Annotated in this window: 9 protein-coding genes; 8 read left to right on the plus strand and 1 reads right to left on the minus strand. The window is 65.8% G+C overall.

Annotation, left to right across the window (positions count from 1 at the left end; all coding sequences use genetic code 11):
• Positions 1–8: 8 nt before the first annotated feature.
• Positions 9–3,506: a DNA polymerase III subunit alpha gene (gene dnaE, locus BKY27_RS00420; RefSeq protein ID WP_071672445.1), complete on the minus strand. Its 3,498-nt coding sequence runs from the start codon at positions 3,504–3,506 to the stop codon at positions 9–11.
• Positions 3,507–3,700: 194 nt separating this feature from the next.
• Between dnaE and BKY27_RS00425 the strand changes: the two genes are divergently transcribed.
• From BKY27_RS00425 to BKY27_RS00460, 8 genes are all read left to right on the plus strand, one after another.
• Positions 3,701–4,615: an alpha/beta fold hydrolase gene (locus BKY27_RS00425; RefSeq protein ID WP_146636132.1), complete on the plus strand. Its 915-nt coding sequence runs from the start codon at positions 3,701–3,703 to the stop codon at positions 4,613–4,615.
• A 231-nt stretch (positions 4,616–4,846) separates the two neighbouring features.
• Entirely contained in the window at positions 4,847–6,226 is a 1,380-nt protein-coding gene (xdhA, locus tag BKY27_RS00430; RefSeq protein ID WP_071672447.1) for a xanthine dehydrogenase small subunit, read from the plus strand.
• Positions 6,223–8,631 carry a xanthine dehydrogenase molybdopterin binding subunit gene (gene xdhB, locus BKY27_RS00435; RefSeq protein WP_071672448.1) on the plus strand — a complete coding sequence of 803 codons (2,409 nt, stop codon included), beginning with the start codon at positions 6,223–6,225 and terminating at the stop codon, positions 8,629–8,631. Before xdhA ends, xdhB begins: the two co-directional genes overlap by 4 nt.
• On the plus strand, positions 8,628–9,596 hold the full coding sequence (gene xdhC / locus BKY27_RS00440) for a xanthine dehydrogenase accessory protein XdhC (RefSeq protein ID WP_071672449.1): 969 nt from the start codon (positions 8,628–8,630) through the stop codon (positions 9,594–9,596). Before xdhB ends, xdhC begins: the two co-directional genes overlap by 4 nt.
• Positions 9,597–9,632: 36 nt before the next feature.
• Positions 9,633–11,174 (plus strand): ABC transporter ATP-binding protein, encoded by a 1,542-nt coding sequence (locus BKY27_RS00445; protein ID WP_071672450.1) that lies wholly within the window; start codon positions 9,633–9,635, stop codon positions 11,172–11,174.
• Positions 11,161–12,246 (plus strand): ABC transporter permease, encoded by a 1,086-nt coding sequence (locus BKY27_RS00450; protein WP_071672451.1) that lies wholly within the window; start codon positions 11,161–11,163, stop codon positions 12,244–12,246. Before BKY27_RS00445 ends, BKY27_RS00450 begins: the two co-directional genes overlap by 14 nt.
• Positions 12,246–13,169 (plus strand): ABC transporter permease, encoded by a 924-nt coding sequence (locus tag BKY27_RS00455; protein WP_071672452.1) that lies wholly within the window; start codon positions 12,246–12,248, stop codon positions 13,167–13,169. The genes BKY27_RS00450 and BKY27_RS00455 overlap by 1 nt, the downstream gene beginning before the upstream one ends.
• 53 nt (positions 13,170–13,222) lie before the next feature.
• Positions 13,223–14,302 (plus strand): BMP family ABC transporter substrate-binding protein, encoded by a 1,080-nt coding sequence (locus BKY27_RS00460; protein WP_071672652.1) that lies wholly within the window; start codon positions 13,223–13,225, stop codon positions 14,300–14,302.
• The last annotated feature ends 63 nt before the right edge of the window (positions 14,303–14,365 follow it).

Consider the following 14,365-nt stretch of genomic DNA (forward strand, 5'->3'; position numbering starts at 1 on the left):
AGCCGCCCCTACACCTCCTCGACCAGCACCACGCCATCAAGGCTCTTGAGTGCGCCCTTGATTTGCGGGTTCACCGGGTAGTCCTCGCCCAACAGCACCTCGACCTCGCCGGGCAAGCCGGGGTTCATCAGGCACATATGCACCGGCCCGCGCCCGCGCAGTTTCGGCTCGCTCTTGGCCCGTTCCAACAGGCCCGCGACACCGGGGATGGCCTGCGGTTCCTCGATGAAGATGCGCAGGCCCGAGCCGCCCGCATCGGCCACCGCGCCGTCGATGGGCTGCACCGCGCGGGCCAGCAGCTTGAGCTGCTCGCCCTCGTAGGTCGCTTCGACCGTCAGCACCACGTTGGAGCCCGACTCGAGGAAATCGCGGCTGGTCTCCAGCACGTCCGAGAACATGGTGACCTCGTAAAGCCCGGTCGGGTCGGACAGCGACACGAAGGCAAAGCGATTGCCGCGCTGGCTCTTGCGTTCCTGCCGCGAGGATACGGCCCCCGCCATCCTGGCGACGAAGGCGCCGCCCTGCACCTTTCGGCTGACCTCTTCCAGCGTCATGCATTTCTTGCGCTTGAGCGCGGGCATGTAATCGTCCAGCGGGTGGCCCGACAGATAGAAGCCGATGGCCTTGTGCTCTTCCGCCAGCCGCTCGTTGGGCAGCCAGTCCGACGGGTTCGGCAGGCGTGGTTCCGGCAGGTCGTCGCCCGCCTCGCCAAACAGGGACACCTGGTTGGAATTGCGCTGCTCATGGATCGCGGCGGAATAGCCCACCAGCGCATCCAGACCTTCGAACACCCGGCGGCGGTTGCGGTCAAGCTCATCAAACGCCCCGGCGCGGGCCAGCATTTCCAGCGAGCGTTTGCCGACCCTTTTCAGATCCACCCGGCGGGCGACATCGAAGAGCGTGGCAAAGGGCCGCCCGTCGCGGCCCTCGACGATCAGGCCCATGGCATCGACACCGACGTTTTTCAGCCCGCCAAGCGCGTAGACGACCTTGCCATCCTTGACCGTGAAACTGGCGGCAGAGCGGTTGACGCAGGGCGGAATGGTCTCGATCCCCAGCCGGTCGACCTCTTGCTTGTAGATGTTCAGCTTGTCGGTCAGGTGGATATCGCAGTTCATGACGGCGGCCATGAATTCCACCGTGTGGTTCGCTTTCAGCCATGCCGTCTGGTAGCTGACCACAGCGTAGGCCGCCGCGTGGGATTTGTTGAAGCCGTAGTTGGCGAATTTCTCCAACAGGTCAAAGACCTCGCTCGCCTTCTTCTTGTCGACCCCGTTCCTGGCCGCGCCGTCTTCGAATTTCGGGCGTTCGGCGTCCATCGCCTCCTTGATCTTCTTGCCCATGGCGCGACGCAACAGGTCGGCACCGCCCAGGCTGTAGCCCGCCATGACCTGCGCGATCTGCATCACCTGTTCCTGGTAGACGATGATGCCCTGCGTTTCCTCAAGGATATGGTCGATCAGCGGATGGACCGAGGCGCGTTCCTTGACCCCGTTCTTCACCTCGCAGTAGGTGGGGATGTTTTCCATCGGGCCGGGCCGGTAGAGCGCCACAAGCGCCACGATATCCTCGATACAGGTGGGTTTCATGCGCCGCAGCGCATCCATCATGCCCGAGCTTTCCACCTGGAACACGGCCACCGTCTTGGCGCTGGCATAGAGGTCGTAGGTCGGTTTGTCGTCGAGCGGGATCGCGTTGATCTGGTTCTCGGCGCCGTCGGGCGGATCATAGATCTGCACACCATCGGCCCCGGTATGCAGGTCGCGGCCCTGCCCGTGGATCAGGTCAATGGCGTTCTGGATGACCGTCAGGGTCTTGAGGCCGAGGAAGTCGAACTTGACCAAACCTGCCGGTTCCACCCATTTCATGTTGAACTGCGTCGCGGGCATGTCAGAGCGCGGATCCTGGTAGAGCGGCACAAGCTCATCCAGCGGACGGTCGCCGATCACCACCCCGGCAGCGTGGGTCGAGGCATTGCGCAACAGCCCCTCGACCTGCTGGCCATAGGTCAGCAGCCGCTCCACCACTTCTTCATCCCGCGCGGCCTCGCGCAGGCGGGGTTCCTGCACCAGCGCCTCGCTGATCGAAACGGGTTTGACCCCCTCGACCGGGATCATCTTGGAAAGCTTGTCGACCTGCATGAAGGGCATCTGCAAGACACGGCCCACGTCGCGCACGGCAGCCTTGGACAGCAGCGCGCCAAAGGTGATGATCTGGCCCACCTTCTCGCGCCCGTATTTTTCCTGCACGTAGCGGATCACCTCTTCGCGGCGATCCATGCAGAAGTCGATGTCGAAGTCGGGCATCGACACCCGTTCGGGGTTCAGGAAGCGTTCGAACAGCAGGCTGTAACGCAGCGGATCAAGGTCGGTGATGGTCAAGGCGTAGGCCACGAGGCTGCCCGCGCCCGAGCCGCGCCCCGGCCCCACCGGAATGTTGTGGTCCTTGGCCCATTGGATGAAATCGGCAACGATCAGGAAGTAGCCGGGAAAGCCCATGCCCTCGATGATATCCAGCTCGAAATCCAGACGCTTCTGGTAGTCTTCCGGGCTGACCGCATGGGGGATCACGGCCAGGCGCGCCTGAAGCCCCTCGTTGGCCTGACGGCGCAATTCGCTGACCTCGTCCTCGGCGAAATTCGGCAAGATCGGCGGATGCGTCCGCGCCCGAAAGGCACAGCGGCGGGCAATCTCGACGGTGTTTTCCAACGCCTCGGGCAGGTCGGCGAACAGGGCGGCCATTTCCTCGGGCGTCTTGAAATAATGCTGCGGCGTCAGGCGGCGGCGCGGTTCCTGCTGGTCCACGTAGGCCCCGTCCGCGATGCAGAGCAGCGCGTCATGCGCCTCGTACATCTCGGGCTTGGGGAAATAGACATCGTTGGTGGCGACCAGCGGCAGCTCCATCGCATAGGCCATTTCGATATGGCCGCGTTCCGACAGCTTTTCGGCCTCGGGCAGACCGTCCTCGCCCGGGTGGCGCTGCAACTCGACATAGAGCCGGTCGGGATAAATCGCCTTGAGCCGCGCCATCAGCGCCTCGGCCTTGGGCCGTTGGTGGTTGCGCAGGTGGCGTCCGATGGGGCCATCCGGGCCGCCGCTCAGGCAAATGATCCCCTCGCAATGCGCGGCCAGCTCGTCGATGGTGACGTGGGGCAGCGTCCCGTCCCCGCGCAGATAGAGGCAGGTGTTCAGCTTCATCAGGTGCTTGTAGCCGGTCTGGTTCTGGGCCAGCAGCACGATGGGCGCGGCGCGGCGCGGCTTTTCCCCCGGCGCGGGCGGATCATAGTCCAGATCGACCTGACAGCCGACAATGGGCTGCACCCCCGCCCCTGCCGCCGTTTCCGAGAATTGCAACGCCGAGAACATGTTGTTGGTCTCGGTTACTGCGACGGCGGGCATCCCCGCGGCGGCACACATGCCCGGCAATTTCTTGACCGGGACGGCCCCTTCCAGAAGGGAATATTCGGTGTGAAGGCGGAGATGAATGAATCGGGGGGCGCTGTTCATGCCATCCAGTGTAGCGCGGCTCGCAGGGCGAGGGAATTGACGGACGGCCCCGTCGCGCAAAAACCGGCGGGCGCGGCGGGATGTCGCCGGAGCGAGCGAAATCCGCGCAGGAAATCACCACGGTTGCCGCATTGGAAACCCAGAGGTCTGTGTTCTTGCCCTGGCGTCATCAGGGTGCTTTCATACCGCGCATCATGTCGGACCCCTATCCTGCCTCTGTGGACCTTGCCGATCCGCCCCCGGTCGAGCCTGCGGCGCCCCTGCCGCCGGTTCCCGCCCCCGCGACCCTGCGTCGGCGGGTGTTGCGGGGGGCGATCCTGCTGTTTCCGGGCGCGACGGCGCGGGTTCTGGCCCGCCGCTACCTGCGCACCGAGGCAGCCATCGACCGCACCCGCCTTGCCGCCACGCCCGGGGTAACGCTGACCCAACTGGATGACGGCGCGGCGCTGTTGCACTATCCCGCCAAGGCGCCGGATCGGCCGCATCCCCGCATTCTGCTGGCTCATGGCCATGACGGCCACCCCCGGCAATTCGCCCGCGTCCTGCAAAGCCTGCGCGCCAAGGGGGCCGCCGTCGATCTGCTGGTGCTGCCCGGCCATCGTGACCCGGCGCCAGAGGTCTGCGGCGTCAATCGCATCTTCAAGGCCATGCAAACGGCGCTGGACAGCTTCGGCCCGTATGATGCCGCCGCCACCCATTGCGTTACCGGCAACGCCCTGCTGCAAAGCCTCGATAGCGGGCGCACCGTGGGGCGCGTGGCCTTGGTATCGGCGGCGCTCGACCTGCCCTACCTGATCCGCACCAGCGGGCGGCTCTACGGGCTGACCGGGCGTGCGCTGGACCGGTTTGTCGCGCATGTGGCCCGGATGAGCGCCCCGTGCCCGCTGGAAATTCCGTGGCGCGAGATGGCCAGCCGCCGCAGCGAACCGGTGATGATCGTTCACGCGGCAGGCGATTGGGCGGCCCCTGTCGAGAATGCCGAAACACTGGCCTCGGTCTGGCCGGGGGCCGATCTGCGCGTCTACGACCGCGGCGATCACAACACGATTCTCAGCGTCACCCCTGCCATTGCCACGCTGGCCCAGTTCCTGACAGCCACGCCCCTGTGACGGCGCCGTCCGGACAGGTTAATTTTCACTCACCACCCAACAATCCTGCCTATTATGCAGGATTCCCTGAAAGTCCTTTCGCCTTGGGCGAAGCGTGGCACCTTGCCACAACGGGGAAAAATCGCTTTGCTGTCAGGCGCAGGGAAAAAGGCGCTCTTGGCTTTACGTCGCATCGGGCCAGCGCATCTGAGGGCAGCGCCCCTCCGACCAGACCGCGACACGAGATTCTGAATGACTGACGAGGTGAGTTTCCTCCTCAACGGCGTGCCGGTCCGGGTTTCGGATCAGCCCGCAACCCGGACCCTATTGGATTGGCTGCGCGACGACCGGGGCCTGACCGGCACCAAGGAAGGCTGTAACGAAGGCGACTGTGGCGCGTGCACCGTGGTTGTCACAGATGCGGACGGGTCCAGGGCGGTCAATGGCTGCATCCTGTTCCTGCCGCAACTGAACGGCAAGGCGGTGCGCACGGTCGAGGGCCTTTCCGGCCCCGACGGCGAAATGCACCCTGTTCAGGCCGCAATGGTGGACCATCACGGGTCGCAATGCGGGTTCTGCACGCCGGGGATCGTGGCCTCGCTTGCCGCCGCCCATACCAATGGCGAAACGGCGTTCGACGACGTGCTGGCGGGCAACCTGTGCCGCTGCACCGGCTATGCGCCGATTATTCGCGCGGCCGAGGCCGCCGCGTCTGAACCAGTTCCGGACTGGATGCAGACCGATCGTGCGGCGGTGACCGCATTGGACGCCGCCCCCCTGCCCTTCGCCCCCTCCAGCAGTGATGACCTGGCGACGTGGTATGCCGCAAACCCCGATGCGACGCTGATTGCCGGGGCCACGGATGTGGGTCTGTGGGTCACCAAGATGCTGCGCGATCTTGCGCCTGTTGCCTTCCTTGGCGGTTGCGCCGACCTGAAAACCATCTCGGCGGATGCCGCGGGCCTGCATGTGGGCGCGATGGTGACACTCGCGGATCTTTTGCCTGCCATCGCGCCCCGCCATCCCTCCTTCGCGGAAATGCTGCGCCGGTTTGCGTCTACTCAGGTGCGCAACGCCGCCACCATCGGCGGCAATATCGCCAATGGATCGCCCATCGGGGACGCGCCACCCGCACTGATTGCGCTCGGGGCGGAGTTGCATCTTCGCAAGGGTGACACAAGCCGCACGATCCCGCTGGAAAGCTTCTTCCTCGACTACGGCAAGCAGGACCGCGCGTCGGGCGAATTCGTAGAAGGCATCACCATCCCCGCGCAAGCAGACCGGCTGCGCTGTTACAAGCTGTCGAAGCGCTTCGATCAGGATATTTCCGCCGTTTGTGGCTGCCTGTCGGTGACCGTCGAAAACGGCACGGTGACCGGCGCGAAACTGGCCTATGGCGGCATGGCGGGCACCCCCAAACGGGCCGCGAACGCCGAGACCGTCCTGATCGGCCAGCCCTGGACGGAAACCACCGTCCGCGACGCCATGGCCGCCTACGGGCAGGACTTCACCCCGCTCACTGACATGCGCGCCTCTGCCGCTTATCGCTTGGAAACCGCCGCCAACATGCTGCTGCGCTATTTCCACGAGGATCAGGGCGTTGCGTCAAACGTGCTGGAGGTGTCGGCATGAGCGTTCGAAAACCCCTGCCCCATGACGCGGCCCCGCTGCATGTGACAGGCCAGGCCCGCTATGTCGATGACATCCCGGTGCCCGCCAACTGCCTGCATCTGGCCTTCGGCATGTCCGAGATCGCCCATGGCCGGATCACGTCGATGGATTTGGATGCCGTGCGCGCCGCGCCGGGTGTGGTGGTTGTGGTCGCGGGCGGCGATCTGGATGAGATCCCGGACTGTTCGCCCTCGGCCCATGACGAGCCGCTGCTGTCTGATGGCTCCATCCATTACCTCGGCCAGCCGCTGTTTCTGGTCGCCGCCACCAGCCACCTTGCGGCGCGCAAGGCCGCTCGTCTGGCAAAAGTCGAATACGAGGAACTGGAACCGATCCTGACCATCGGGCAGGCGCTCGCCGCCAATGCCCGGTTCGAGGACGGCCCCCGCATCTACGAAAAGGGCGATATCGACACCGCCCTGTCGCGCGCCACCCATATCGTCGAAGGCCGGATCGAGATGGGCGGGCAGGAGCATTTCTACCTGGAAGGTCAGGCCGCGCTGGTCCTGCCGCAGGAAGGCGGCGACATGGTGGTGCATTGTTCCACCCAGCATCCGTCCGAGATTCAGCACAAGGTGGCCCACGCCCTGCACCGCCCGATGAACGCGGTCCGGGTCGAGGTGCGCCGCATGGGCGGTGGCTTTGGCGGCAAGGAAAGTCAGGGCAACCATCTGGCGATTGCCTGCGCCATGGTCGCGGACAGGACCGGCCGCCCCGCCAAGATGCGCTATGACCGCGACGATGACATGATGATCACCGGCAAGCGGCACGATTTCCGCATCGACTACCGCGCCGGGGTCGATATGCATGGCCGCCTGACGGGGGTCGAGTTCAACCAGATGACGCGCTGCGGTTGGGCAATGGACTTGTCCCTGCCCGTGGCCGACCGCGCCATGCTGCATGCCGACAACGCCTATCACCTGCCCGCCGCGCGCATCACCTCGCACCGGCTGCGCACCAATACCCAAAGCGCCACCGCCTATCGCGGCTTCGGCGGCCCGCAGGGGGTTCTGGGGATTGAGCGGGTGATGGACCATATCGCGCATGTTCTGGGGCTGGACCCGCTGGAGGTGCGGAAGGCGAACTATTACGCCGAGATGGGCGGCAAACCGGGCGTGAATGTCGAAGAAGGCGTCGCGGCGACCGGGGCCGGAACCGCGCACAAGATCAGCTCGGGCACCGGACAAGCCACCCGGTTTGGCGGCGCGCATTCGCCCGAACCGATGGAGCAAGGCCAGCAGACCACGCCCTATCACATGCCGGTCACCGATTTCCTGCTGACCGGGCTGACCGAGCGATTGGCGGAGAGCTGTGACTACGCGGGCCGCCGCACGGCGATTGCCGCGTGGAACGCCAGCCAGCCGGTGCTGAAACGCGGGATCGCGCTGACGCCGGTGAAATTCGGGATTTCCTTCACGCTCACCCACCTCAACCAGGCGGGCGCGCTGGTGCATGTGTATCAGGATGGCTCGATCCACCTGAACCATGGCGGCACCGAGATGGGACAAGGCCTGTTCCAGAAGGTGGCGCAGGTGGCGGCCAGCCGTTTCGGCGTGTCGCCCGAGAAGGTGAAGATCACCGCAACGGATACAGGCAAGGTGCCCAACACCTCGGCGACGGCGGCCTCTTCCGGCTCGGACCTGAACGGGATGGCGGCCAAGGCCGCCTGCGACACGATCCGCGATCGGATGGCCGCATTCCTGGCCATGGAACATCAGGCCGAACCAGCAAGCGTGCGTTTCGTCGATGGGCAGGTGCATGTGGGGGCGGAGGCGATTCCCTTCGAGGAGGCCGCCGCGCGCGCCTATGCGGGGCGGGTCAGCCTGTCGGCAACCGGGTTTTACAAGACGCCGGATATCGAGTGGGACCGGATCGCCGGGCGCGGGCGACCGTTTTTCTACTTCGCGCAAGGCGCGGCCTGTTCCGAGGTGGTCATCGACACGCTGACCGGCGAAAACCGCATCCTGCGCACGGATATCCTGCACGATTGCGGCAGCAGCCTGAACCCAAGCCTCGATATCGGCCAGATCGAAGGCGGCTTCGTGCAGGGCGCGGGCTGGCTGACCACGGAAGAGTTGGTCTGGGACGACAAGGGACGGCTTCGCACCCATGCGCCCTCGACCTACAAGATCCCGGCCTGTTCGGACCGGCCCCGCGTGTTCAACGTGGCGCTCTGGGATGCCCCGAACCCGGCGGAAACGATCTATCGCTCCAAGGCCGTTGGGGAACCGCCGTTCATGCTGGGGATCAGCGTCTTTTCGGCCCTGTCAGAGGCCGTTGCGGCCTGCGGGCCGAATTATGCCGACCTTCAGGCCCCCGCCACGGCCGAGGCGGTGCTGGCGGCGGTCAAGAGGGCGCGGGGATGAGCCTGGACCGCGACAGCCTTGCCGATGCCATCTTAGCCCACGGTCGGGTGGCCCGTGTCGTCGTGGTGGCGACGGCGGGGTCGGTCCCGCGCAGCGCAGGCACGGCGATGCTGGTCTGGAAGACCGGGCAATCGGGCACCATCGGCGGCGGCGCGTTGGAGTTTCAGGCGGTGGCGCGGGCGCGGGCCGCGCTGGCCGGGGGCGACCGCTTCGACAAGGTGCCGCTCGGGCCGGGGCTGGGCCAATGCTGCGGCGGCGCGGTGCAGCTATTGACCGAGGTCTGGGATGCTGACCGCCTGTCGCAGGTAACAGGAGAGGCCATCGCACGCCCCCTGCCCGGCACACCCGGCGAGATGCCCCTGAAACTGGCCGCGGCAATGAAAGCCGCGCGGGCAGGCCATCAGCCGGTCACGCCGCGGCTTGTGCAGGGCTGGGTCGTCGAGCCGGTCCGGTCCGCAACCACGCCTCTATGGGTCTGGGGCGGCGGCCATGTGGGGCGCGCCATCGTGGCAACATTGGCCCCCCTGCCCGATCTCCGCATCACTTGGATCGACAGCGCGCCCGACCGCTTCCCCAACGACATCCCGGAGCGTGTCGTCGCTCTGCCCGCGCCCGACATGGCCGCCGCTATGCGGCTGGCGCCCGCCGACGCGCGGCACCTGATCCTGACCTATAGCCACGAGATCGACCTTGCGCTGTGCCATGCCGCGCTGGCCCACGGGTTCAAGGACTGCGGCCTGATCGGCTCGGCCACCAAATGGGCGCGGTTCCGCACCCGGCTGCGGCAGCTTGGCCACGGGGACGCACAAATTTCACGCATTGCCTGCCCGATAGGCGATACTTCCCTAGGCAAGCACCCTCAGGCCATTGCGGTCGGGGTGGCGGCTGGCCTATTGAAAGACGCTGCCGGAAAAGCGTCGCACCAAGAACCAGACTGCACAAGAGTGCGGCACTCAGGGGGATGACATGACCAGACCAGTGGGCACCCAAGGGGGTGCGACGTGAGCCAGACCGCGCTTTTGTCCATCAAGGGCATCACCAAGGCCTATCCCGGCGTCGTCGCCAACAGCGACGTGTCCTTCGACATCCTGCCGGGCGAGGTGCACGCGCTGCTCGGCGAGAACGGCGCGGGGAAATCCACGCTGGTCAAGATGATCTACGGGCTGGTGCGGCCCGACAGCGGCACCATGGAGATGAACGGCACGCCCTACACACCCACCGAGCCGCGCGCGGCGCGGGCTTCGGGCGTGGCGATGGTGTTCCAGCATTTCTCGCTGTTCGAGGCGCTGAACGTGGCCGAGAACATCTCGCTCGGGATGGAAAACCCGCCCGCGCAGCGCGACCTGGCCCGCCAGATCCGCGAGGTGAGCGAGGCGTATGGCCTGCCGCTCGACCCTGACAGGCTGGTCGGCGATCTGTCGGCGGGCGAACGCCAGCGGGTCGAGATCATCCGCTGCCTGCTGCAAGATCCCAAGCTGCTCGTCATGGACGAACCCACCAGCGTGCTGACCCCGCAAGAGGTGGAGATCCTGTTCCACACCCTGCGCAAACTATCTTCGGAAGGCACCTCGATCCTCTATATCTCTCACAAGCTGGAGGAAATCCGCGCGCTCTGCGACGAGGCGACGATCCTGCGGCTTGGCAAGGTGGTCGGAAAATGCACCCCGCGCGACACGTCGGCTGCCGAGATGGCCGAGATGATGGTGGGCAAATCGCTGGCGTCGCCTGCGCGGGTCAATGCCGACATGGGCGAGGTGGTGCTCAAGGTCGCAGGGCTGTCGGTGGAGCCTGCGACCCCGTTCGGCACGCCGCTGCGCCATGTCGGGATCGAATTGCACGCGGGTGAAGTGCTGGGCATCGGCGGCGTCGCCGGCAACGGGCAAGATGAATTGCTGGCCGCCCTGTCGGGCGAGGTCACGACCGCGCCGGGCACGGTGGTGCTGAACAGGGTGCCCATCGGCGACACGGGCCCGAACGACCGCCGCGCGCTTGGCCTGCTCTGCGCGCCCGAGGAACGGCTTGGCCACGCCGCCGCCCCGGATATGAGCCTGATCGAAAACGCCCTGCTGACCGCGCGCCAGCGCAAGGGGCTGGACCGGTCGGGCTTCGTCGACTGGCGCGCCACCCGCGCCTATGCCGAAGAGGTCATCCAAGCCTTCGACGTGCGCACGCCGGGGCCGGACAACGCCGCGCGGGCGCTATCGGGCGGCAACCTGCAAAAATTCGTTATCGGACGGGAAATCCTGCAAGACCCCAAGGTTCTGGTGGTCAATCAGCCGACATGGGGCGTCGATGCCTCGGCGGCGGCGGCGATCCGGCAGGCGATCCTCGATCTTGCCGGGCAGGGCGCGGGGGTGATCGTGATCAGCCAGGATCTCGACGAGTTGCTGGAGGTGGCCGACAATTTCTGCGCCCTCAACGAAGGGCGGCTCAGCAACCTGCGCGCCACCAAGGGTCTGACGATGGAAACCATCGGCCTGATGCTGGGCGGCGCGCATGACATGCATGATCTGGACGAGGAGGCGCTCCATGCTGACGCTTGAAAAACGCCCGACCCCGTCCAGGGGCTGGACGCTGGCCACCCCGGTTCTGGCCGTGGTGCTGACCATGATCGCCGGCGGGCTGATGTTCGCGCTTCTGGGCAAGAACCCGGTCGAGGCGATCCGTATCATCTTCTGGGATCCAGTCTTCAATACGCAATTCGCGTCCTATACGCGGCCGCAATTGCTGGTGAAGGCCGGGCCGCTGATCCTCATCGCCATCGGCCTCAGCCTCGGGTTCCGGGCCGGGATCTGGAATATCGGGGCCGAGGGGCAATACATCATGGGCGCCATCGCGGGGGCGGGCTTCGGCCTTGCCTTCTACCCGTCGGACAGCCCGCTGATCTTCCCCGGTATGATCGTCGCGGGCGCGCTTGGCGGATGGGCATGGGCGATGATCCCGGCGATCCTCAAGACCCGGTTCCGAACCAATGAAATCCTCGTCTCGCTCTTGCTGGTCTACGTTGCTGAAAAGATCCTCGCCTCGGCGGCGACCAAGTTCCTGCGCAACCCCGAGGGGCACGGCTTTCCCGGATCGCGCAACCTTGCCCGCATCGACTCGATGAACAACCCAGAACTCATTTCCGGCACCGGGATGCACTGGGGCGTGGTGCTGGCCTTCATCGCCGTGATCGCGGCCTATGTGCTGCTCAACCGGCACCTTTTGGGCTACCAGATCAAGCTGGCGGGCCAAGCCCCACGCGCCGCGCGCTTTGCCGGGGTGAACCCGAACAGGCTGGTGGTCATGTGCCTTGGCGCCTCGGGCGCGCTGGCCGGTCTGGCGGGCCTCTTTGAAGTGACCGGCCCCGCTGGCCAGATCAGCATCGACTTCAACGTGGGCTACGGCTTTACCGCGATCATCGTGGCCTTCCTTGGCCGCCTGCACCCCATCGGCATCCTGCTGGCGGGGCTGATCATGGCGCTGACCTATATCGGCGGCGAACTGGCCCAGTTGATGCTGCAAATCCCCGCCCCGGCCATTCAGGCCTTCCAGGGAATGCTGCTGTTCTTCCTGCTGGCGCTCGACGTGCTGTCGAACTACCGCATCCGCATCAAGTCCGAGGGGGTCGCCTGATGGGTATTGATCCAGTCACCGTCATCGCCGCGCTGATCGTGGCCTCGACCCCGATCCTGCTGGCGGCCATCGGGGAAATGGTGGTCGAGAAAACCGGCGTCCTCAACCTCGGGGTCGAGGGCATGATGGTCACCGGCGCCGTCATGGGCTTTGTCACCACGGTTGAAACCGGCTCGCCCACGCTCGGCTTTGTCGCGGGGATGGCCAGCGGCATGGCGCTCTCGCTGATATTCGGCCTGCTCACGCAACTCTTGCTGTCCAACCAGGTGGCGACCGGTCTGGCGCTGACGCTGTTCGGCCTCGGCCTGTCGGCGCTGCTCGGGGTGGGCTATCCCGGCGCGACCCTGCCGCCGGTGGCCGATCCGTTCCCGGCGGCCATGGCCGATATCCCGGTGCTGGGACCGATCCTGTTCGGGCATTCGCTGGTCACCTACCTGTCGGTCGTGCTGGTGGCTGCCGTCTGGTTCGTGCTCGGCTTTACCCGCACCGGCCTGATCATCCGCGCCGTGGGCGAGAATCACGACGCCGCGCACGCGCTTGGCTACAAGGTGATCCGCATTCGCCTGATGGCGATCATGTTCGGCGGCGCCTGCGCGGGCCTTGGCGGCGCGTTCCTGTCCATCGTCCGCGTCCAGAACTGGGTCGACGGGATGACGGCGGGCGCGGGTTGGATCGCGCTTGCGCTGGTGGTGTTCGCCAGTTGGAAGCCGTGGCGCGTGTTGCTTGGCGCCTACCTGTTCGGCGGCATCACCGCGCTGCAATTGCGTCTTCAGGCGGCGGGGATCAGTATTCCGGTCGAGATCCTGTCGATGTCGCCCTATGTCATCACCATCCTCGTGCTGGTGATCATGTCCTCGGACCGCAGCCGCGCGGCGTTGAATGCGCCCGCTGCCCTTGGCAAGGTGTTCCACGCAACCGGGTGAATGCCCTGCCCCAATCGAGAAAAAACCTGAAGACCAACAAGGAGACCTATGGGATGAAAACCTTTACGAAACTGATGACAAGCGGCCTGCTGGCGCTCGGCCTTGCCGCGCCCGCCGTCGCACAGGACGACCCGCTTCAGGTGGGCTTTGTCTATGTCGGCTCGATCGGCGACCTCGGCTGGACGCATGAGCACGACCAGTCCCGCCTCGCCATGCAAGAGCATTTCGGCGATGCGGTCGAAACCACCTATGTCGAAAACGTGCCCGAGGGCGCGGATGCCGAGCGGGTGCTGACCCAGATGGCGCTGTCGGGCGCCGACCTGATCTTCACCACCTCGTTTGGTTACATGGACCCGACCAACAACGTCGCGGCCCGGTTCCCCAATGTCATGTTCGAACACGCCACCGGCTATCGCCGCGACACGCCGAACATGTCCACCTATTCCGCGCGCTTCTACGAAGGCCGCGCCGTGATGGGCCATATCGCGGGCAACATGACCGAGTCCAACATCGTCGGCTACATCGGCTCTTACCCGATCCCGGAAGTGATCCGCGGCATCAACTCGGCCTTCATCCACGCCCGTGCGGTGAACCCGGATGTCGAATTCCGCGTGGTCTGGGCCTACACCTGGTTCGACCCGGCGGTTGAAGCCGAGGCCGCGCAGGCCCTGATCGACCAAGGCGCAGACGTGATCCTGCAACACACCGATTCCACCGCGCCGATGACCGTCATGCAGGACGCGGGCGTGATCGGCTTCGGTCAGGCCTCCGACATGGGCCAGTTCGCCCCGACTCCGCGCGTGTCTGCCATCATCGACAACTGGGCGCCCTACTACATCGCCCGCACACAGGCCGTCATGGACGGCACCTGGGAAAGCATGGACACCTGGGGCGGCATCGGCTCCGGCATGGTGCGGATCGGTGAAATGACCGACGCGATCCCGGCAGAGGTGCGCGCCTCGGCTCAGGCATTGGCCGATTCCATCGCGTCCGGCGAACATCACCCCTTCACCGGCCCGCTGAACCGTCAGGACGGCACCCCGTGGCTGGCCGAGGGCGAAGTGGCCGACGATGGCACGCTGGCCGGCATGGATTTCTACGTTGAAGGCATCACCGCCGAGATCCCGAACTGATCGCCGCAGACCAAGACACGGAAAAGGCCCGCCCCACCCGGCGGGCCTTTTTCGTGGGCACAA

Source organism: Nioella nitratireducens, assembly GCF_001879715.1.
Classification (GTDB): domain Bacteria; phylum Pseudomonadota; class Alphaproteobacteria; order Rhodobacterales; family Rhodobacteraceae; genus Nioella; species Nioella nitratireducens.